The sequence below is a fragment of the Streptomyces sp. CB02980 genome, assembly GCF_014451325.2.
GTDB lineage: Bacteria > Actinomycetota > Actinomycetes > Streptomycetales > Streptomycetaceae > Streptomyces.
Genome location: NZ_JACSCH020000025.1, coordinates 86,601 through 107,551 on the forward strand (window position 1 = coordinate 86,601; position 20,951 = coordinate 107,551).

20 protein-coding genes are annotated in these 20,951 nt (G+C 71.2%); 5 read left to right on the plus strand and 15 right to left on the minus strand.

Going from position 1 to position 20,951, the window contains the following annotated elements; genetic code table 11:
* Nucleotides 1-73 precede the first annotated feature (73 nt).
* Nucleotides 74-1,870 carry an arginine--tRNA ligase gene (argS, locus tag E0F75_RS36035; protein ID WP_229315192.1) on the plus strand — a complete coding sequence of 599 codons (1,797 nt, stop codon included), beginning with the start codon at nt 74-76 and terminating at the stop codon, nt 1,868-1,870.
* A 63-nt stretch (nt 1,871-1,933) separates the two neighbouring features.
* Here argS and E0F75_RS36040 read toward each other — a convergent pair whose 3' ends face one another.
* Complete coding sequence (locus E0F75_RS36040; protein ID WP_229315212.1) at nt 1,934-2,203, minus strand: DUF1876 domain-containing protein; 270 nt, start codon at nt 2,201-2,203, stop codon at nt 1,934-1,936.
* Between the two features lie 110 nt (nt 2,204-2,313).
* Here E0F75_RS36040 and E0F75_RS36045 point away from each other — a divergent pair, with 110 nt between their 5' ends.
* Complete coding sequence (locus E0F75_RS36045) at nt 2,314-3,090, plus strand: DUF4253 domain-containing protein (protein WP_229315193.1); 777 nt, start codon at nt 2,314-2,316, stop codon at nt 3,088-3,090.
* Here the strand turns inward: E0F75_RS36045 and hemB are convergent.
* The 6 genes from hemB to E0F75_RS36075 all read right to left on the minus strand — a co-directional run bounded on the left by hemB (nt 3,087) and on the right by E0F75_RS36075 (nt 10,059).
* The gene (gene hemB, locus E0F75_RS36050) at nt 3,087-4,091 is read right to left on the minus strand and encodes a porphobilinogen synthase (protein ID WP_229315194.1); all 1,005 of its coding nucleotides are present in this window, start codon (nt 4,089-4,091) and stop codon (nt 3,087-3,089) included. The two genes, E0F75_RS36045 and hemB, sit on opposite strands and share 4 nt — an antisense overlap.
* 587 nt (nt 4,092-4,678) lie before the next feature.
* Complete coding sequence (locus E0F75_RS36055; RefSeq protein ID WP_030324274.1) at nt 4,679-6,349, minus strand: uroporphyrinogen-III synthase; 1,671 nt, start codon at nt 6,347-6,349, stop codon at nt 4,679-4,681.
* Nucleotides 6,346-7,332: a hydroxymethylbilane synthase gene (gene hemC / locus E0F75_RS36060; protein ID WP_229315195.1), complete on the minus strand. Its 987-nt coding sequence runs from the start codon at nt 7,330-7,332 to the stop codon at nt 6,346-6,348. Before hemC ends, E0F75_RS36055 begins: the two co-directional genes overlap by 4 nt.
* The gene (locus E0F75_RS36065; protein ID WP_229315196.1) at nt 7,329-8,711 is read right to left on the minus strand and encodes a glutamyl-tRNA reductase; all 1,383 of its coding nucleotides are present in this window, start codon (nt 8,709-8,711) and stop codon (nt 7,329-7,331) included. The genes hemC and E0F75_RS36065 overlap by 4 nt, the downstream gene beginning before the upstream one ends.
* The gene (locus E0F75_RS36070; RefSeq protein ID WP_229315197.1) at nt 8,708-9,505 is read right to left on the minus strand and encodes a redox-sensing transcriptional repressor Rex; all 798 of its coding nucleotides are present in this window, start codon (nt 9,503-9,505) and stop codon (nt 8,708-8,710) included. The genes E0F75_RS36065 and E0F75_RS36070 overlap by 4 nt, the downstream gene beginning before the upstream one ends.
* 272 nt (nt 9,506-9,777) lie before the next feature.
* The gene (locus E0F75_RS36075; RefSeq protein ID WP_055599622.1) at nt 9,778-10,059 is read right to left on the minus strand and encodes a glutaredoxin family protein; all 282 of its coding nucleotides are present in this window, start codon (nt 10,057-10,059) and stop codon (nt 9,778-9,780) included.
* 93 nt (nt 10,060-10,152) lie between these two features.
* Between E0F75_RS36075 and E0F75_RS36080 the strand changes: the two genes are divergently transcribed.
* The 3 genes from E0F75_RS36080 to E0F75_RS36090 all read left to right on the plus strand — a co-directional run bounded on the left by E0F75_RS36080 (nt 10,153) and on the right by E0F75_RS36090 (nt 13,882).
* On the plus strand, nt 10,153-11,112 hold the full coding sequence (locus E0F75_RS36080; protein ID WP_229315198.1) for an HAD family phosphatase: 960 nt from the start codon (nt 10,153-10,155) through the stop codon (nt 11,110-11,112).
* 438 nt (nt 11,113-11,550) lie between these two features.
* Nucleotides 11,551-12,339: an ECF subfamily RNA polymerase sigma factor, BldN family gene (locus tag E0F75_RS36085; protein ID WP_229315199.1), complete on the plus strand. Its 789-nt coding sequence runs from the start codon at nt 11,551-11,553 to the stop codon at nt 12,337-12,339.
* A gap of 298 nt (nt 12,340-12,637) precedes the next feature.
* A complete protein-coding gene (locus E0F75_RS36090; protein ID WP_229315200.1) occupies nt 12,638-13,882 on the plus strand; it encodes a DUF5667 domain-containing protein in 1,245 nt (414 codons plus the stop codon).
* A 72-nt stretch (nt 13,883-13,954) separates the two neighbouring features.
* Here E0F75_RS36090 and E0F75_RS36095 read toward each other — a convergent pair whose 3' ends face one another.
* The 8 genes from E0F75_RS36095 to E0F75_RS36130 all read right to left on the minus strand — a co-directional run bounded on the left by E0F75_RS36095 (nt 13,955) and on the right by E0F75_RS36130 (nt 20,862).
* A complete protein-coding gene (locus tag E0F75_RS36095; RefSeq protein WP_229315201.1) occupies nt 13,955-15,028 on the minus strand; it encodes a lysophospholipid acyltransferase family protein in 1,074 nt (357 codons plus the stop codon).
* A 15-nt stretch (nt 15,029-15,043) separates the two neighbouring features.
* Complete coding sequence (locus E0F75_RS36100) at nt 15,044-16,156, minus strand: NAD-dependent epimerase/dehydratase family protein (RefSeq protein WP_229315202.1); 1,113 nt, start codon at nt 16,154-16,156, stop codon at nt 15,044-15,046.
* Nucleotides 16,157-16,294: 138 nt separating this feature from the next.
* Nucleotides 16,295-16,393 carry a 30S ribosomal protein bS22 gene (locus E0F75_RS36105; RefSeq protein ID WP_003948845.1) on the minus strand — a complete coding sequence of 33 codons (99 nt, stop codon included), beginning with the start codon at nt 16,391-16,393 and terminating at the stop codon, nt 16,295-16,297.
* 164 nt (nt 16,394-16,557) lie between these two features.
* The gene (locus E0F75_RS36110; RefSeq protein WP_015034391.1) at nt 16,558-16,767 is read right to left on the minus strand and encodes a helix-turn-helix domain-containing protein; all 210 of its coding nucleotides are present in this window, start codon (nt 16,765-16,767) and stop codon (nt 16,558-16,560) included.
* Between the two features lie 127 nt (nt 16,768-16,894).
* A complete protein-coding gene (locus E0F75_RS36115) occupies nt 16,895-17,710 on the minus strand; it encodes a phosphatase (RefSeq protein WP_229315203.1) in 816 nt (271 codons plus the stop codon).
* Between the two features lie 96 nt (nt 17,711-17,806).
* Entirely contained in the window at nt 17,807-18,982 is a 1,176-nt protein-coding gene (locus E0F75_RS36120; RefSeq protein WP_229315204.1) for an acetoin utilization protein AcuC, read from the minus strand.
* Nucleotides 18,951-20,171, minus strand: a complete 1,221-nt coding sequence (locus tag E0F75_RS36125) for an MFS transporter (RefSeq protein ID WP_229315205.1) — start codon at nt 20,169-20,171, stop codon at nt 18,951-18,953. The genes E0F75_RS36120 and E0F75_RS36125 overlap by 32 nt, the downstream gene beginning before the upstream one ends.
* A gap of 43 nt (nt 20,172-20,214) precedes the next feature.
* Nucleotides 20,215-20,862 carry an HAD family phosphatase gene (locus E0F75_RS36130; protein ID WP_229315206.1) on the minus strand — a complete coding sequence of 216 codons (648 nt, stop codon included), beginning with the start codon at nt 20,860-20,862 and terminating at the stop codon, nt 20,215-20,217.
* Nucleotides 20,863-20,951: the final 89 nt, after the last annotated feature.

The window sequence follows — 20,951 nt, forward strand, 5'->3', positions numbered from 1 at the left end:
TGCGCTCCCATGGGACACTTGACAAGCGATTTGGTCGCACAGAACTCCCCGAACTCAACAGGAACGGAAGCTCATGGCCTCGGTCCCTTCCCTCGCTTCGACCGTGCAGCAGCGCCTCGCGGACGGCCTCTCGGCGGCTCTGCCGGACGCCGGGTCCGCCGACCCGCTGCTGCGACGAAGCGACCGGGCCGACTTCCAGGCCAACGGCATCCTGGCGCTCGCCAAGAAGCTCAAGGGGAACCCGCGTGAGCTGGCGACCCAGGTCGTCGCCGCGATCCCGGAGAACGATGTCCTGAAGGAGATCGAGGTCTCGGGTCCCGGCTTCCTGAACATCACGGTCACGGACGCGGCGATCGTGCGGACCCTGGCGGCCCGCGCGGCCGATGCCCGGCTCGGCGTGCCGTTCAACGAGTCGGCCGGCACGACGGTCATCGACTACGCCCAGCCGAACGTGGCGAAGGAGATGCACGTCGGGCACCTGCGCTCCGCCGTGATCGGCGCCGCGATGGTCGAGATCCTGGAGTTCACCGGCGAGAGCGTGGTCCGTCGCCACCACATCGGCGACTGGGGCACCCAGTTCGGCATGCTCATCCAGTTCCTGATCGAGCACCCGCACGAGCTGGACCACAAGGCCGAGGACGGCGCCGAGGTCTCCGGTGAGGAGGCCATGTCGAACCTGAACCGGCTCTACAAGGCCTCGCGCGCGCTGTTCGACTCCGACGAGGAGTTCAAGACGCGGGCCCGCGCGCGCGTCGTCGATCTCCAGGCCGGCGACGAGCAGACCCTCGCCCTGTGGCAGCGGTTCGTCGACGAGTCGAAGATCTACTTCTACTCGGTCTTCGACAAGCTCGACATGGACATCCGGGACGGCGACGTCGTCGGTGAGTCCGGCTACAACGACATGCTGGTGGAGACCTGCCGCATCCTCGAGGAGTCGGGCGTCGCGGTCCGCTCCGAGGGTGCGCTGTGCGTCTTCTTCGACGACGTGAAGGGCCCGGACGGCAACCCGACCCCGCTGATCGTCCAGAAGTCCGACGGCGGCTTCGGCTACGCGGCGACGGACCTGTCCGCGATCCGCGACCGCGTGCAGAACCTGAAGGCGACGTCCCTGCTGTACGTGGTGGACGCCCGCCAGTCGCTGCACTTCAAGATGGTCTTCGAGACGGCCCGCCGGGCCGGCTGGCTGAACGAGGACGTGAAGGCGGTCCAGCTGGCCTTCGGCACGGTCCTCGGCAAGGACGGCAAGCCGTTCAAGACCCGTGAGGGCGAGACGGTCAGGCTGGTGGACCTGCTGGACGAGGCCGTGGACCGGGCGACGACGGTCGTGCGCGAGAAGGCGGACGACTACCTCGCGAAGACCGGCGAGACGCTCCTGACCGAGTCGGAGATCGTCGAGAACGGCCAGTACGTGGGCATCGGCGCGGTGAAGTACGCCGACCTGTCGACATCGGCCGCGCGTGACTACAAGTTCGACCTGGACCAGATGGTCTCGCTGAACGGCGACACCTCGGTGTACCTGCAGTACGCGTACGCGCGGGTCAGGTCGATCTTCGGGAAGGCCGGCGACCGCACGCCGCTCGCCCACCCGGAGCTGGAGCTGGCCCCGGCCGAGCGCGCGCTCGGCCTGCACCTGGACCAGTTCGGCGAGGTGATCGCCGAGACGGCCGGGGAGTACGCCCCGCACAAGCTGGCCGCGTACCTGTACCAGCTGGCGTCGCTGTTCACGACGTTCTACTCGGAGTGCCCCGTCATCAAGCCCGCGCCGGCGCAGGACGTCGCGGAGAACCGCCTCTTCCTCTCCGACCTGACCGCCCGCACCCTGCACCAGGGCATGGCTCTCCTGGGCATCAGGACGCCCGAGCGTCTCTGACGGCCCCGAAGCGGCATCGAGGCGAAGCCCCCGTCACGGAACACCGTGCCGGGGGCTTCGTCGTCAACGGAGGGTGTGCGAGGTCCGGCCCGAGACCTCGTCGATCTCCGTGTGGGCCTTCTGGAGCAGCTGGGAGGCGAGGTCCATCAGCGCGCGTGCGCCGGCGATCTCCTCGCCCACCCTGAGCTGATCCGGGTCGGAGGGGTGACGGTTGGCCGTTCCGTGGGCCCGGAACTCGGTGCCGTCGGTGAGCCGCACCATGGCCGCCGCCCGCGTCCGGTCACCCTCCTCCTGGAACTCCATCTCCACATGCCATCCGACAAGCGTGTGCATCATGAGGACCACCTCCAGCGAGGTACCTGTCGGCTACCCCTCCAGGGTGCGCCGACGCGTGCCGCACCACCACTCGCTCCGTTGTCAGTGGCGCCCCGTACGTTCTCCGCATGGCGATGATCCCGAACCAGCTGCCCCGGCTCGCAGCCGATCCGACCGGCCGGTCCCTCGGCCTCGACCTGCCGCCCGGCGCCCTCACCGGCCCGGCGGACGCCCCGTACATCTGGTCGGGACACGGCGCGGCGGGCCCCTCCGCGTGGGGTGCGCTGCGCCCGGCGGCCCGCACGGCGGGGCTGCTGCCGGTGCTGCTGGGCGGTGACTGGAGCCTGGACCGGTGGGAGCTGATGCCGGAGCGGATGAGCGACCCGGCCGATCACGAGGCCGACGAGGTCCTCGCCGAGTTCTGGGACGCGAACGCGTCCGAGGAGATACCGGGAAGCGCCGACTGGCCGGGCCTGGCCCCGGCGCAGCCGTGCGACGCGGACCCCGACGAGGCGGCGGCCGCCGTCGCCGAGATGCTGACGGAACCGGGCTTCTGGCTGGAGGACGCCCGCCCGGCCCTGGTTCCGGCACGGCGCAGCGCGGACATACCGGCGGTGATCGGCTGGACCGGGCCGCTGAACCACGAGAACGACGTGGCCCGGCTGTGTGCGGTGCTGCGGTCCTGGGAGGACCGCTTCGGAGCGCGTGTCGTCGCGCTCACCTTCGACCAGCTGGTGGTCTCGGTCGCGGCCCCGCCCGGGACGCTGGAGGAGGCCGAGGCGCTGGCGGCGGAGCACTTCGCGTTCTGCCCGGACAACGTCGGCCAGGGCAGCCACGGCGGGCTGCGCGCGTACGCACGGACGGGGCTGCTGGACAGCCCCGTCTGGACCTTCTGGTGGGACTAGCCGCGCGCGTCGGACAGCTTCTGGGCGACCTCGGTGGCCCAGTAGGTGAGGATCATCTGCGCGCCGGCCCGCCGGATGCCGGTCAGCGTCTCGAAGATCGCCCGGTCGCGGTCGATCCAGCCCTTCTCGGCGGCGGCCTCGACCATCGAGTACTCGCCACTGATCTGGTACGCGGCGACGGGCACCTCCACGGACTCGGCGACCTTGGCGACCACGTCGAGGTACGGCCCCGCGGGCTTGACCATCACCATGTCGGCGCCCTCCTCCAGGTCGAGGGCGAGCTCGCGCAGGGACTCCCGCAGGTTGGCGGGGTCCTGCTGGTAGGTCTTGCGGTCGCCCCGGAGGGAGGAGCCGACGGCCTCGCGGAAGGGGCCGTAGAAGGCGGAGGAGTACTTCGCGGTGTAGGCGAGGATCGACACGTCCTCCTTGCCGATGGTGTCCAGGGCGTCCCGGACGACGCCGACCTGGCCGTCCATCATCCCGGAGGGGCCGACGACGTGGACGCCGGCGTCCGCCTGGACCTGGGCCATCTCGGCGTAACGTTCCAGCGTGGCGTCGTTGTCGACGCGGCCGTCGGCGTCGAGGACGCCGCAGTGGCCGTGGTCGGTGTACTCGTCGAGACAGAGATCGGACATGATCACGAGCTCGTCGCCGACCTCGGCGCGGACGTCCCGGATGGCGACCTGGAGGATCCCGTCGGGGTCGGTCCCGGCCGTCCCCGCCGCGTCCTTCTTCTCGTCCTCGGGCACGCCGAAGAGCATGATCCCGGAGACCCCGGCCTCCACCGCCTCGGCCGCGGCCTTCCGCAGGGTGTCGCGGGTGTGCTGGACGACGCCGGGCATGGCCTGGATCGGCACGGGCTCGGTGATCCCCTCGCGCACGAACGCGGGAAGGATCAGATCGGCGGGATGCAGCCGCGTCTCGGCCACCATCCGCCGCATGGCGGGCGTCGTCCGCAGCCGCCGCGGCCGCGCCCCGGGAAAGGATCCGTACGAGTTCATAGCCCCGAGGCTACGCCCGCCCAAAGAGTGCTTTTACCGACACGATGTTGCCTCACCAGCCCACCCCCACGGGGCCAAGCCGCCGCCCTCGCCACCCTCGGCGTGGGCAATCGCCCCGCAGGGGCGGTGCCCACCCGCACGGGCGGCGCCCGCCACCCCGCCCACCCCCGTGTGGGCAATCGTCCCGCAGGGCGGGACGGGTGGGCACACGGGACGGCGCGCTCGGCGGCGCCTCCGCCCCTCGTGCCTGGACCCGCACCACCAAGCACGGTGCACAAGGGTGCGGGTCAAGGCGCAGGGAGCCTGGCCCCGGCAAGGAGCGCCGTTCCGTTGTGCCCACCCGTTCCGCCCCTGGGGTTCCCCCCGGACGGAGTCTGGGGGAGGAACAGTCGCCCACAACGGGGGCGGCGGAGCGGGGGCGCGCGCCCAGCGGGCGGGCACCGCCCCTGGGGGTCTGCCGGACAGAGTCTGGGCAAGGAACAGATGCCCACAACGGGCGACGGCGGGCGGGCTCCGCCTCGGCGGAACAGTCGCCCACAACGGAAAAGGGCGCGGGCCCCATCAAGGACCCGCACCCCAAGAACCCGCTACGTCGTCCGACGCCTCCGCGCACCCGGCCGCCGCTCACTGGGCCGAGTAACAGGATCCCCCGCCTCCAGCGCGGCCTCCCGTCGCCGTAGCCCGAAGTCCGCCAGCGCCTCCGCCAGCTTGTGCACCGACGGCTCGGGCGACAGCACGTCCACCCGCAGCCCGTGCTCCTCGGCGGTCTTCGCCGTGGCGGGACCGATGCACGCGATGACGGTCACGTTGTGCGGCTTCCCTGCGATACCGACCAGGTTCCGCACCGTCGACGAAGAGGTGAACAGAACAGCGTCGAAGCCACCGCCCTTGATCGCCTCACGCGTGTCCGCCGGCGGCGGCGAAGCCCGTACGGTCCGGTAGGCGGTGACGTCGTCGACCTCCCACCCGAGCTCGATCAGGCCCGCGACCAGCGTCTCCGTGGCGATGTCGGCCCGCGGCAGGAAGACACGGTCGATCGGGTCGAAGACCGGGTCGTACGGCGGCCAGTCCTCGAGCAGACCCGCCGCGGACTGCTCCCCGCTCGGCACCAGGTCCGGCTTCACGCCGAAGTCGACCAGCGCCGCGGCCGTCTGCTCGCCCACCGCCGCGACCTTGATCCCGGCGAAGGCACGCGCGTCGAGCCCGTACTCCTCGAACTTCTCCCGTACGGCCTTCACCGCGTTGACCGACGTGAAGGCGATCCACTCGTAGCGCCCGGTCACGAGCCCCTTGACCGCACGCTCCATCTGCTGGGGCGTGCGCGGCGGCTCGACGGCGATGGTCGGCACCTCGTGGGGCACCGCGCCGTACGAACGCAGCTGGTCGGAGAGCGACGCGGCCTGCTCCTTGGTACGCGGCACGAGCACCCGCCAGCCGAAGAGCGGCTTCGACTCGAACCACGACAGCTGGTCCCGCTGCGCCGGGGCGCTGCGCTCGCCGACCACGGCTATGACCGGCCGGTGGCCCTCGGGCGAGGGGAGGACCTTGCCCTGCTTGAAGACCTGGGCGATGGTGCCGAGCGTCGCGTTCCAGGTCCGCTGCCGGGTGGTGGTGCCGGCGATGGTGACGGTGAGCGGGGTGTCCGGCTTACGGCCGGCCGCCACCAGTTCACCGGCGGCCGCGGCCACCGAGTCGAGCGAGGTGGACACGACGACGGTGCCGTCGGAGGCGCCGACCTCGGTCCAGCACCGCTCGTCGGCGGTGCGGGCGTCGACGAAACGCACGTCGGTGCCCTGGGCGTCGCGGAGCGGGACACCGGCGTACGCGGGTACGCCGACGGCCGTGGCGACGCCGGGGACGACCTCGAAGGGGATGCCCTCGGCGGCGCAGACGAGCATCTCGGCTCCCGCGTTGCCGTCGAGGCCGGGGTCGCCGGTCACCGCACGGACGACCCGCCTGCCGCCCCTCGCGGCCTCCATGACAAGATTGGCCGCGTCCCTCAACACGGGGACACCGGCGGTTGTTGACGCCTCGTCAACAACCGTCAGCTCCGGCGTGCTCACCCCCGCGCGCGCGTGGCCGCGAACGACCTCGAGCACCTCCGGCTCGGCGATCAGGACATCCGCTCCGGCGAGGGCCTCCACGGCCCTGAGGGTCAGGAGTCCGGGGTCACCGGGGCCTGCGCCGAGGAATGTGACGTGTCCATGGCCCGCGAAGGCCGGGGACAGCGGGCTGGTGGTCGGGCTGGTGGGGTTCAAAGTGCTCGCTCCCCCATAAGACCGGCCGCACCCTTGGCGAGCATCTCGTCCGCGAGTTCGCGTCCGAGCGCCATGGCCTCGTCGTGCGAGGTGGGTACGGGTCCGGTGGTGGACAGCTGCACCAGCGTCGAGCCGTCGGTGGTGCCGACGACGCCGCGCAGGCGCATCTCGGTGACAACCTGCCCGTGACCGGGGTCGTCGGCCAGCAGGTCGGCCAGCGCACCCACGGGTGCGGAGCAGCCGGCCTCCAGGGCGGCGAGCAGGGATCGCTCGGCGGTCACGGCGGCCCGGGTGAGCGGGTCGTCGAGCTCGGCGAGCGCGGTGACGAGTTCGGCGTTCGACGCCAGGCACTCGATCGCCAGGGCCCCCTGGCCGGGGGCGGGCAGGACGGAGTCGACCGACAGGTGGTCGAGCGACAGGGAGCCGGTGAGCTCCGCCGTCCCGCCGATGCGGTTGAGGCCTGCCGCGGCGAGAACCACCGCGTCCAGTTCCCCGCTGCGTACGTAGCCGACCCGGGTGTCGATGTTGCCCCGGATCGGGACGCAGGTGATCTCCAGGCCGTGACTGCGCGCGTACGCGTGGAGCTGGGCCATGCGCCGCGGAGAGCCGGTGCCGACCCGGGCGCCCTTGGGCAGCCGGTCCAGCGTCAGCCCGTCGCGGGCGATCAGCACGTCGCGCGGGTCCTCGCGCTCCGGGATCGCGGCCAGCACCAGGTCCGGGTGCTGCGCGGTCGGCAGGTCCTTCAGGGAGTGGACGGCGAAGTCCACCTCGTCCGCGAGCAGCGCGTCACGCAGGGCGGCGACGAAGACGCCGGTGCCGCCGATCTGCGCGAGGTGCTCCCGGGAGGTGTCCCCGTACGTCGTGATCTCCACGAGCTCGACGGGCCGGCCGGTCAGCTGCCGGACGGCGTCGGCCACATGCCCGGACTGGGCCATGGCGAGCTTGCTGCGCCTGGTCCCGAGCCTCAGTGCCCTCTCGGTCATACTCGCCCTCGGTTCTTGACGTCGGCGTCATTCAGGTCGGCCCGGCTGACAGAAGCCACCGTCTCCGGGTCGAGGTCGAAGAGTGTCCGCAGCGCGTCCGCGTACCCGGCGCCGCCGGGCTCGCTCGCCAGCTGCTTGACCCGCACGGTCGGCGCGTGCAGGAGCTTGTCGACCACGCGGCGCACGGTCTGGGTGATCTCGGCGCGCTGCTTGTCGTCGAGGCCGGGCAGCCGGCCCTCGAGCCGGGCGACCTCGCCGGCCACCACGTCGGCGGCCATGGTGCGCAGGGCGACGACGGTGGGGGTGATGTGGGCGGCGCGCTGGGCGGCGCCGAAGGCCGCGACCTCGTCGGAGACGATGCCGCGCACCTGGTCGACGTCGGCGGCCATGGGCGCGTCGGCGGAGGCCTCGGCGAGCGACTCGATGTCGACGAGCCGGACACCGGGGATGCGGTGGGCGGCGGCGTCGATGTCGCGGGGCATGGCGAGGTCGAGCAGGGCGAGCGGGGTGCGGCGGCCCTGGACGGCGGTCTCGATGTCGTCCCCGGTGAGGACGAGTCCGGTGGCGCCGGTGCAGGAGACGACGACGTCGGCACGTGTCAGTTCGTCGCCGACGGCAACCATCTCGACCGCGTGCGCGGCCACTCCCGCACCTTCCCCGGAGCTGCCTCTGGGGGTGCCCCCGGGCTCGTTCAGGATCTGCGCGAGTCGCTCGGCACGGGCCAGGGTGCGGTTGGCGATGACGATCTCGGAGACGCCGGAACGCGCGAGCGTGGCGGCGGCGAGCGAGGACATCGAGCCGGCGCCGATGACGAGTGCCTTCTTGCCCGTGGCCCAGGTGTCGACGTCGGTGCCGTCGGCGAGCTGCTCAAGGCCGAAGGTGACGAGCGACTGCCCGGCCCGGTCGATCCCGGTCTCGCTGTGGGCACGCTTGCCGACCCTCAGGGCCTGCTGGAACAGGTCGTTGAGGAGGCGGCCGGCAGTGTGCAGCTCCTGGCCGAGGGCGAGGGCGTCCTTGATCTGGCCGAGGATCTGGCCCTCGCCGACGACCATCGAGTCGAGCCCGCAGGCCACCGAGAAGAGGTGGTGGACGGCCCGGTCCTCGTAGTGCACGTAGAGATAGGGGGTGAGCTCGTCCAGGCCGACGCCGCTGTGCTGCGCGAGCAGCGTGGACAGCTCGGCGACACCGGCGTGGAACTTGTCCACGTCGGCGTAGAGCTCGATGCGGTTGCAGGTGGCAAGGACGGTGCCCTCGGCGGCCGGTTCGGCGGCGAGGGTGTCCTGGAGGAGCTTGGCCTGGGTGTCCGCCGCGAGTGCCGCCCGCTCCAGGATGGAGACGGGGGCGCTGCGGTGGCTGAGGCCGACGACGAGAAGACTCATGCCGGCATCACGGCGGGGACGTCCCCGTCGGGTCCCTTGCGGTTGCCGCCCGTCGCGCCACGGGGGGCCGGCGGTGCGACGGCCGTGGCGGTCTCCGCCTCGGCGGCGGCGTCGGCCTCGGCGTTCGACTCCTCGCCTGCCTTGCGCTGCTCGTGGAAGGCGAGGATCTGCAGCTCGATGGAGAGGTCGACCTTGCGTACGTCCACGCCGTCGGGCACGGAGAGCACGGTCGGGGCGAAGTTCAGGATGGAGGTGACTCCGGCGGCCACGAGCCGGTCGCAGACCTGCTGGGCGACGCCGGCCGGGGTCGCGATGACGCCGATGGAGACGCCGTCCTCCTCGATGATCTTCTCGAGGTCGTCGCTGTGCTGGACGGGGATCCCGGCGACCGGCTTGCCGGTCATGGCGGGGTCGGCGTCGATCAGCGCGGCGACGCGGAAGCCGCGGGAGGCGAAACCGCCGTAGCCGGCGAGCGCGGCACCGAGGTTTCCGATACCGACGATGACGACCGGCCAGTCCTGGGTGAGCCCCAGCTCGCGGGAGATCTGGTAGACGAGGTACTCGACGTCGTAGCCGACCCCGCGGGTGCCGTAGGAACCCAGGTAGCTGAAGTCCTTGCGCAGCTTCGCGGAGTTGACCCCCGCCGCGGCGGCGAGCTCTTCGGAGGAGACCGTGGGTACGGAGCGCTCCGAGAGCGCGGTGAGTGCGCGCAGATACAGCGGAAGCCGGGCGACGGTGGCCTCGGGAATTCCTCGGCTACGGGTCGCCGGTCGGTGAGTTCGGCCAGTTGCCACGGTGCTCCTGCGGGATGAGCGGGGCTGCAGGCGGCCATATGTCCCAAGACCGCCCCGTCGAATGCAGGCTATGTCTTTGTGAACGCGTGCACAAAGATGGTGTCCGTTTTGTCCGGCCAAAGTGACCGGGGTCACGCGGCTGGTTCGTATCGTCACGGAACCGCGCGGCGTGTCAGCGCGTTGAGAACCCGAAGGGGGCAAAACCGCACACACTCCTCACGACACCGCCCCCGAAGCCCAACAAAACGTCCATGATGGTAGCCGTCTTTCGGTCACGCACCCAGTTCGCGCCGGAGCCGCCCGGCGTCGACGCGCCAGAAGGTGTGCTGCTCGCCGTCGACCAGGACGACGGGGATCTGCTCCCAGTACGCCCGGTGGAGCTCCTCGTCCCGGGTGATGTCCTTCTCCTCCCAGCGCGCCCCCGTCTCCGCGCACACGGCCTCGATCACCGCGCGGGCGTCGTCGCAGAGATGGCAGCCCGGCTTGCCGATCAGCGTCACGGTGCGCGACCCGGCGTCCGTCTTCTTCTTCGTCCGTCCGAACATGACGTCCATTCTGTCCCCGATTAACAGGGGAGCCCCGCAGTGTTCACGCCGCGGCATCGTCACAAGTCGGGAAGTACCGAACAGACTGGCTATGCTCACGGCATGGCCGCTCTGGGATGGCTCACCCCCCGTAGGCGCTCCGCCACCGCGCGCAGCGTGCTCGCAGGCGAGGCCGCTGCCGAGGCAGCGCGCAAGTCCTCGCTCCAGCTGGAACGGGAGCGGGAGGAGTCGGCGGCCCAGGAACCCACGGAGGCCGAGGCCCCGGCCGAGCCCGAGTTCCCGGTCGTCGGCGACGTACGGGCGGCCGCGTTCTTCGATCTCGACAACACCGTGATGCAGGGCGCGTCGATCTTCCACTTCGGCCGCGGCCTGTACAAGCGGAAGTTCTTCCAGCGCCGTGAACTCGCCCGCTTCGCCTGGGCACAGGCCTGGTTCCGGATCGCCGGCGTCGAGGACCCCGAGCACATCCAGGAGGCCCGCGACAGCGCCCTGTCCATCGTCAAGGGCCACCGCGTCTCCGAGCTGATGTCGATCGGCGAGGAGATCTACGACGAGTACATGGCCGACCGCATCTGGCCCGGCACCCGCGACCTCGCCCAGGCGCACCTGGACGCGGGCCAGAAGGTCTGGCTGGTCACCGCCGCCCCGGTCGAGACGGCCATGATCATCGCCCGCAGGCTCGGTCTGACCGGCGCGCTCGGCACGGTCGCCGAGTCCGTCGACGGCGTCTACACGGGCAAGCTGGTCGGCGAGCCCCTGCACGGCCCGGCGAAGGCCGAGGCGGTACGGGCCCTCGCCGCCGCCGAGGGCCTCGACCTGAGCCGCTGCGCCGCCTACAGCGACTCGCACAACGACATCCCGATGCTCTCGCTCGTCGGCCACCCGTACGCGATCAACCCGGACACCAAGCTCCGCAAGCACGCGAAGGCCCGGGACTGGCGACTGCGCGACTACCGGACCGGCCGCAAGGCCGCGAAGGTCGGCATCCCCGCCGCCGCGGGCCTGGGCGCCCTGGCCGGCGGCACGGCGGCCGCGGTCGCCCTGCACCGCCGCCGCCACTGAGGCCCGGCTCCACCCTTCTCTCCCGGTGCGCCGGAGCGGTCTGCCGATACGTTTCGGCTGCGATCATCTGCGACAACCCCGGACCAGGCGCCCTCACCCGTCCGTGGTCGAACACCACCGCACAGGTCGACTCCCAGGCATTCGGGGCTCCTTACCCCGCAGCGGCCCCGATCACTCACCGGTCCCGCACTTGAGCACAACGCAACGCCTGCGCAGTCACACTCGGAAGCAAACCGATCAACAATCGGTCACCGATCGCACCTTATTCCGACTGCAAGCAGTAACAGAACCGACGGAACCGGTGATTTGAGCAACTGGGTGTAGCGCTGCCTGTACGAAGCGTTATTCTCCTGGGACGCACAAAGGACCCCTCACGTCGCCACGACGGGTGAACGGTCCCGCACTGCACGTGATGGAAGCTCTGCCTCTGGGAGTCCCGTGTACCCACACGTCGGGGTTGACACCTCGGGCCTGGCTACGCTGCGCGCAACGGTCATCGACCGTTTGCGCGGCTTCGTCCCCACCGCGTACGCCGGCCCCGTCCCCGCCTTCGCCTTCGCCGCACCGGCACCCGCCGGCCCTTGCTATGCCCTGGCCGACGGTGGCGCCGCCGTGGGCAGACGCGGTGCCCGGTCCGGAACCTCGACCACCACCCCCCGCCGCCCCACCGCCGACAGCGACAGCGCCCGCATGATGGACCTCGTCGAGCGCGCCCAGGCGGGCGAGGCCGAGGCCTTCGGCCGGCTGTACGACCAGTACAGCGACACCGTCTACCGCTACATCTACTACCGCGTCGGCGGGAAGGCGACGGCGGAGGACCTCACAAGTGAGACGTTCCTGCGCGCCCTGCGCCGGATCTCCACCTTCACCTGGCAGGGCCGCGACTTCGGTGCCTGGCTCGTCACCATCGCCAGGAACCTGGTCGCCGACCACTTCAAGTCCAGCCGCTTCCGCCTGGAAGTGACCACCGGCGAGATGCTCGACGCCAACGAGGTCGAGCGCAGCCCCGAGGACTCCGTCCTGGAGTCCCTCTCCAACGCCGCACTCCTCGACGCGGTCCGCCGCCTCAACCCCCAGCAGCAGGAGTGCGTCACCCTGCGCTTCCTCCAGGGCCTCTCGGTCGCCGAGACCGCCCGGGTCATGGGGAAGAACGAGGGGGCGATCAAGACCCTCCAGTACCGGGCCGTCCGCACACTGGCCCGCCTGCTCCCGGACGACGCCCGCTGACCGGTTCGCGCCCCCCACACACGCCCACGCGGACCGGACCGCGCCCCGGTCCCCGCCTCTCCCCCCACATCCCTACGACCCCCGCCCAACTCACAGTCGGTGACGCCTCGATGACGCACTGGTCCGATCATCTTTCGCGCGTAACCCAAGTGCCGCGCCGCTCGTTGTGCGGGATGCAGGCTCCCTGTGGACACGCCATGTCCGCAGCCACTCACTCTTTCGTGTGGATGCGCTCAAGGTGTGCAACCTTCCGGACACCCCGGGGAGTCGACCGTCATGACGAGAGGAGGTGCCGCCAGTGATCGCGAACGTATCGGCGCACCGGCGGGCGAACGCCTTCGCCCAGGCCCTGGAGGACCGGGAGTCCGAGGGCGCGGCGGCCGATCAGCCGGAGACTCCGGCAGAACCGGCCGAACAGGGGCGGCTGTTGGCCGCGGCGAGTGGCCTCGGCGAACTGCCGAAGCCACAGCTGGATCCCGAGGTCAAGGTGGTGCAGCGGGCCCAGCTCGTCGCCGCCATGGAAGCGATGCTCATGGAAGGGAGCGCGGCCGGAGCCCCCACGGTGCCCGAGCAGCGCACCGCCGGCGGCAAGGGCGCCCACCGGGCGTCCCCACTGCGGAAGCTACGGCCCCGCTCCCGCTGGTCCAAGGGCCTCGCCGCCGGCGGCCTCACGGTCGGTGTGGCGGCGGGCGCCTTCGGCGGCGTCGCGGCTGCCAGCTCCGACGCGCTCCCCGGTGACTCGCTCTACGGGCTCAAGCGAGGCATGGAAGACATCAAGCTGGGCATGGCGGACGACGACGCGGACCGCGGCGGCATCTACCTCGACCAGGCGTCCACCCGGCTCAGCGAGGCCCGCAGACTCATGGAGCGCGGCCGCATCGGCGACCTCGACCACGAGTCGCTCACCGAGATCCGCCGGGTCCTGGGCGGGATGAAGCACGACGCCACCGAGGGCCACCGGCTCCTCCGCCAGGCGTACGAACGGGACGGCGAGATCGCCCCGATGGCCCGGCTCAACTCCTTCGCCCAGGCCCACCGGGACACCTGGAACGGCCTCCGCGACCGACTCCCCGTCCAGTTGTCGGACGTGGGCAGCGAGGTCACGCACGTCTTCGACGCCATGGACGAAGAGGTCGGGCCCCTCCAGTCGGTGCTCCCCCGCACCCCCGAGAGGGGCGCGGTCGGCACGGAAAGCCCCGGCGGCCGCCCGAGCACGCCACAGACCTCCCAGGGCACGGACACCCAGCGTCCGCCGTCCACCCACGAGGTCCCGCCCTCGGGCAGCCACTCCGCACCGCCCCGCCCGTCGGGCCCCAGCACGGGCACCAGCCCGAGCGCCGACAGCGGCACCGAACCACCGGAGGACGACGGTCTCCTCGGTGGCAGCACCGGCGGGCTGCTCAAGCCCCCCGTCTCCCCGACGGGCACACCGACCGCCCCCACGGACGGTCAGACCCCACCCGAGATGCCGGACGTCACCATTCCGCCCATCCTGCCGGGCCTGCTTCCAGGCCTCGGCATCGACAGCGAGGACGCTCGCTAGCAAGAAGAAGGGGCGCCCCCACGGACGGGGGGCGCCCCTTTTTCCGTGCTCCGAACCTCAGCGGTCCCCGGCTCAGAAGAAGACCGACCGCCGCTGCACCAGCAACTTGTAGAGCGTGTGCTGGATCTGCTCCCGCACCTGATCCGTCAGGTTGAACATCAGCATCGGGTCCTCCGCCGCCTCCGGAGCGTACGAATCCGTCGGGATCGGCTCACCGAACTGGATCGTCCACTTCGTCGGCAGCGGCAGCGCCCCGAGCGGCCCCAGCCAGGGGAAGGTCGGGGTGAGCGGGAAGTACGGGAAGCCGAGCACCCGCGCCAGCGTCTTGGCGTTCCCCACCATCGGGTATATCTCCTCGGCCCCGACGATCGAGCAGGGCACGATCGGCACCCCGGCCCGCAGCGCCGTCGACACGAAGCCGCCCCGCCCGAACCGCTGGAGCTTGTACCGCTCCCCGAAGGGCTTCCCGATCCCCTTGAAGCCCTCCGGCATCACGCCGACGATCTCACCGGAGCGCAGCAGCCGCTCCGCGTCCTCCGCACAGGCCAGGGTGTGCCCCGCCTTGCGGGCCAGCTCGTTGACGACCGGCAGCACGAAGACCAGATCGGCGGCGAGCAGCCGCAGATGCCGCCCGGCCGGATGGTGGTCGTGGACGGCGACCTGCATCATCAGCCCGTCCAGCGGCAGGGTCCCCGAGTGGTTGGCGACGATGAGCGCCCCGCCCTCGGCCGGGATGTTCTCGACGCCCTTCACCTCGACCCGGAAGTACTTCTCGTACAGCGGGCGGAGCAGCGACATCAGGACCTGGTCGGTGAGCTCCTCGTCGTAGCCGAACTCGTCGACCTCGTAGTCGCCGGTGATCCGGCGCCGCAGAAACGCGAGCCCGCCCGCGAGCCGCCGCTCCCAGCCGCCGGCCCCCGCCTCGGCTCCGGCGGCGGTCTCTCCGCCGGCCCCCACGTCGCCGCCAGCGGCCTCCCCGGCCGTGCCGGGAGCCGGACCCTCCCGGCCCTCCTCCGGCTCCTGAGGGCCCTGCTGCGGCCCCGGCAGGGCCCGTACGGCCGCCGCCTCGCCGTCGGCTCGGCCGCCGGGCCGTCGCCGGGCCCGCGACCGGTCGTCGTCGAACGGAATGACCTTGGCGTCCGCCATCGCTGTCCGGTCTCCTCAGGCGCCGTCGTGAACAGAGTGAACAGAGCGCACATCGTGCGCAGGGGATACGGCGGGCACGGGGTCGCCCGGCCGCGCGGCCGACGAACCCAGCCGCCCCGCGATCCGGTCCACCGCCCCCGCCAGCATCTCCGGCGGCAGCAGCCCCGGCCCCCGGCCCCGCGCGAAGTCCGCGAGGGCCTCCGCCGTGGTGTAGCGCGGCGAGAAGCCGAGGACCTCACGCGTCTGCACCGTCGACACGACCCGGCCGTGGGTGAGCAGCCGGATCTGCTCCGGAGCGAAGTCGGTGATCCCGACGGTCCGCAGCGCCGTCCCCACCCAGGTCACGGCCGGCAGCAGCACCGGCACGGTGGGCCGCCCGAGCCGCCGCGCGCACTGCGAGAGCAGGAGCACCCCGTCGCCGGCGACGTTGAAGGTGCCGCTGTTCAGGGTGGCCCTGCGGGGTTCGTGCGCCGCCAGGCGCAGCACGTCGATGACGTCGTCCTCGTGGACGAACTGCAGCCGCGGGTCGTAGCCGAGGACGGTCGGCAGCACCGGCAGCGCGAGGTACTCGGCGAGCGGCGAGTCGATCCGGGGCCCGAGGATGTTCGCGAACCGCAGCACGCACACGGCCACGTCCGGGCGGCGCCGGGCGAACCCCCGCACGTACCCCTCGACCTCGACGGCGTCCTTCGCGAAGCCCCCGCTGGGCAGCGACTTCGCGGCCGTCGTCTCGGTGAAGACGGCCGGGTCGCGGGGAGCGGAGCCGTAGACACTGGTACTGGACTTGATCACGAGCCGGCTGATCCGCGGCGACTTCTGGCAGGCGCCGAGCAGCTGCATCGTGCCGATGACGTTGGTCTCCTTGACCGACGTACGGCCACCACCGCCGAGCGCCGTACCGGTGACGTCCAGATGGACCACCGTGTCGACGTCGTGCTCGGCGAGAACCTTCGCGATCTCCGGCCGGCGGATGTCCGCCCGTACGAACTCGGCGGCGCCGAGCTGGTGCGCCGGGTCGACCGCGTCCACCGCGATCACCCGGTCCACCTCCGGATCCCGCTGGATCCGCCGCACGAAGCGGCCCCCGAGATGCCGGGCGGCACCGGTGACGAGCACGACCTTGCCCAAGATCAGCGCCTTCCGTCCGTCTTCCGTTGGTCGCCACCGTAGCGCCTCGAGATTTCCGCGCAAATAAAACGTGGCCCTCCACCGCGAACGGTGAAGGGCCACGTCTGACGCACTGAACGCTGCGAAGCAGCTGTCGCCTTACTTCTTGTTGCGACGCTGAACGCGCGTGCGCTTGAGCAGCTTGCGGTGCTTCTTCTTGGCCATCCGCTTACGCCGCTTCTTGATAACAGAGCCCACGACTACCCTCGCTCACTTCTCGGAACATCCCCGCCTCCCGGCGGGGATCGGTGCGGGGCGTCTGGGCCCACACGACCTACGTCGGCCTAGCCTACCGTCCCGAGCACCGCGCTTGTAATCCGAGGGACATACGGAGCTTTCCCGGCGTCGTCGCCGCGCTCGCGCTACGCGGTCCCCACCCCCACGAAGGACTCCCGCAGGTACTCGTGAACCGCCTGTTCCGGCACCCGGAAGGACCTGCCCACCCGGATCGCCGGCAGATGACCGCTGTGCACCAAGCGGTACACGGTCATCTTGGACACGCGCATCACCGAGGCGACTTCCGCCACGGTCAGAAACTTGACCTCGTTGAGAGGTCGTTCGCCAGCAGCCATGACCCACCTGTACCTTCCGCCGCGACGCCCACCGGCTTCCCCTCCGGTGACTCTTCGTCGCCGAGCGCTCACGCTCCAGACTAGGGGCGGGTGGTACGAGTGGGGAAGAGGAGCTACCACCTGCCGTTTACCGTGACAGACACGCTCGATTGAGTACATAGCGCGTCAGCGGACGGTAGTAGTCGGAGCGCACGCCGTCATCAAGCGGAACGGCCACCGACACCTGCCCCTCCGCCTCACCGACGAACAGCGCCGGATCATCCGTATCGGCGAGACCGATGGCCTCAATACCCAGCTGACCAGCACCGCAGACCCAGCCGTGGTCGCCGACGACGAGTTCCGGCAGCGGCCCGCCGGCCTCGGCGGCACTCTCCAGAGCCGCCCTAACCGGCAGCGGAGAGTGGGAGTGCGCCCCCGGCTCGCGCCCACCCCCCGACGGCCCCGGCTCTCGCACCAGTGCGACCCCCCGTACGTAGTCGATGAGGTACGTACGTACGCCGAACCGGGTCGTTATGTCGACACATCGCCCCTGCGCCGGTGTGAGAACAAGACATCCCGCCGCCGACAAGGCGTCTGCGAGAGCGACGTAGAAACCGAGCAGACGGTGCGGATGACCCGTCCCGAGGAGCACCGGAACCCGCCGCGCGGCCGCCGCACCCAAACGCGCCGCGAAGGCGTCGAGCCCCCTCAGCGTCCGCTCGGGATCGATGACGTCGGGCCCCGACCGATGCGCAGGATCGTCCGACACCCCGCACTTGTCGGCCATCAGCCGCAGCAGATCGGACTCACCCCACCCCCAGGTGGGATCGAGTCCAAGAAGCACCCGCGGATCCCTCGCCGCGAAGAGCCGATAGCTCCGCAGGCTCTCCTCCCGCGACGTCGCCACCGTTCCCGCCAACCCCGCCGCCAACAGATGCGCCCGCAGCGCCCCGGTACTCAACACCCTCCCGATGCTGCCGGAACACCCCCTCCCCGGAGCCGAAACCCCCGGGACACCCCACAGTCGGCGTAACGCCCGCCAGAACGTTCCGGGCGAGGTCTAAGCGAGCATCCCCCGCAGCGGAAAAGCCGCCTTCCGGGTCGCGAGCACCGCCTGATCCAGCCGGTCCGCCGGGTCGTAACCCTCGGACCAGTCCCGGAAGCCCACCGGCCACAGCCCGTCCGTCATCCGCCCGGGCCCCGGCTGCCGGGTCCGCGCGTACACCTCGTCCCGCCAGGACGACGGGATCACCGACTCCGGATCCACCGGGGCGTGCGCCGCGATCCCCACCAGATGCGTCCACGACCGCGGTACGACGTCGACCACCGCGTATCCGCCACCGCCCAGGGCCAGCCAGCGCCCCTCCGCGTACTCGTGCGCCAGCTCGTGACAGGCCTCCTGCACCGCCCGCTGCGCGTCGAGCGACACCGCGAGATGGGCCAGCGGATCCTCGAAATGCGTGTCCGCCCCGTGCTGCGTGACGAGAACCTGCGGCCGGAAGTCCGCGAGCAGCTCCGGTACGACCGCGTGGAACGCCCGCAGCCACCCCGCGTCCCCCGTCCCGGCCGGCAGCGCCACGTTCACGGCCCCACCCTCGCCGGGCCCGGCCGCCCCGGTCTCCTCCGGCCAGCCCGTCTGCGGGAACAGCGTCCTGGGATGCTCGTGCAGCGACACCGTCAGCACCCGGGGGTCCTCCCAGAACGCCGCCTGCACCCCGTCCCCGTGATGCACGTCCACATCCACGTACGCGACCCGCTCCGCGCCCAGCTCGAGCAGCCGCGCGATCGCCAGGGACGCGTCGTTGTAGATACAGAACCCCGAAGCGCCCCCCGGCATCGCGTGGTGCAGACCGCCCGCGAAGTTCACCGCGTGTGCGGCCTCCCCCCGCCACACCGCCTCCGCCGCGCCCACCGACTGCCCTGCGATCAGCGCCGACGCCTCGTGCATCCCGGCGAACGCCGGATCGTCGACCGTGCCGAGCCCGTACGACTGGTCGGCGTGTCGCGGATCGGCCGACGCCGCCCGTACCGCCGCCACATAGTCCTCACGGTGGACGAGACGCAGCGTCGAGTCCCCGGCCGGCTTCGCCGCGACCACGTCCACAGCCCGGTCGAGCCCGTACGCCCGCACCAACGACATCGTCAGCGCGAGCCGTACCGGATCCATCGGATGCTCGGACCCGAAGTCGTACTGCGTGACAGCTTCATCCCACATCAACAGTGCGCGGCCGCTCATGCCCGCCACCGTATCGGGCCGGTCGCGAACCGAACGACGTGGCATACACCACCGTCACCAGGACAAGCACCATCGGCACGAGCATGGCCCCCCGGTAGCTCCACGCGTCCCCCAGCGCCCCCACCAGCGGAGAGCCGATCAGGAACCCGACGTAGTTGAAGACATTGAGCCGCGCCACCGCCGCGTCGCTCGCTCCGGGACCGTGACGTTCGAAAGCCAACCGCCCGGCCGCCGCGAAGGTCTGCGGCACGATCACACTCAGCCCGAGCCCCAGCACCGTGAACCCGGCGATCCCCACCCAGGCCCCCGGCGACACCGCCACCACCGCGAACCCCAGCGCCCCCAGCACGGCGCCGGCCCGCACGACCGTCGCCGCCCCGAACCGCCGCACCCCGAAGTCCCCCACGGCCCGCCCGAGCAGGGTCGTCACCATGTACGCGTTGTACGGCACGGTCGCCAGCTCCTCCGAGCTTCCCAGCACGTCCTGGAGGTACTTGGCACTCCAGTTGGAGACGGTCGAGTCCCCGATGTACGCGAAGGTCATCACCAGACAGAGCGGCAGCAACAGCTTGAAGGCGACACCGCTCCCCTTGCTGTCCCCCGCCTCCGTTCCGGCCTCGGCCCCCTCGCCCCCGGCCACGTACCACCGGCTCACGACGAAGGCGAGGGGCAGCAGCACCGCCACCACCGGCAGATAGGACACGAAGAGCGACAGATGCCAGTGCGCCCCCACCCAGGCCAGCGAGGCCCCCGCGATCCCGCCGAGGCTGTACGAGGCGTGGAAGCCGAGCATGATGCTCCGCCCGTACGCCCGCTGGAGGCTGACCCCCAGCATGTTCATGGAGGCGTCGAGCGCCCCCACCGCGAGCCCGAAGAGCCCAAGCGCCAGGGCCGCGTGCCACAGCTGGTCCCCTACTCCCACGGCAAGCAGCGCGAGAAGCACGAACGGCTGGGTCCACCGCAGCACCACCGCGGGCCCCACCCGGGCGACGACCTTCTCGGTCATCACACTCGCGACACCGGCCAGGATCGGCACGGCGGCGAGGAAGGCCGGCAGCAGCGCGTCCGAGATCCCGTACCGGTCCTGGATCGCCGGTATTCGGGTCACGAGCAGGGCGAAGGTCACCCCCTGCACGAAAAAGCTGACCGCCAGGGATCCCCGCCCACGCCTCAACCGCGCATCCGTCATGGCGGCACAGCGTACGGCCGGAACCTACCCGGGGGTAGATGGATCACAGTCCGAATATCGCCGGCAGCTCGTCCATGGCCCCGAAGAACCCCTTGGCGCCCGCAAGCTTCTCCTCGGGCGTCATCGCGGTGAACCCGTACACGTCCATCCCGGCCGCCACGGCCGCCTGCACCCCGAGCCGACTGTCCTCGACCACCACGCACCGCTCGGGCGCCACCCCCATCCGCGAGGCGGCATGGAGGAACAGATCGGGCGCCGGCTTCCCCCGGCCGACGTCCTCGGCGCTGAAGACGAGCTCGTCCGGGAACCAGGCGTCGAGCCCGGTCTTCCGGTGCCCCACCCGGATCCGCTCATGACTCCCCGAGGAGGCCACACAGTACGGAACCCCCGCCTCGGCAAGCTGCTTGAGCACCTCCCCAGCCCCTGGCACGGCCTCGAGCTCGGCCTGGAAGGCGGCGAAGACCCGCGCATGGAACGTCTCGTCGAACCCGGCCGGCAACCGCTGCCCGCTCCGCTCCTCGACGAGCTCGTGAATACGGTGCATGGCGGACCCCATGTAGTCGCGCACGGAATCCTCGTACGTGGTGGGATGCCCGAGCTCCGTCAGATAGCCGGCCAACAGCGTGTTGGAAATCGGCTCGCTGTCCACGAGCACACCGTCGTTGTCGAAGATCACCAGGTCGTAGCGCATGCGCCCAGCTTAGAACGCAAAAATGCCTCAACCCCCGGACAAGGTCCGGGGGTTGAGGCTAAAAATTGTTCGGCGGCGTCCTACTCTCC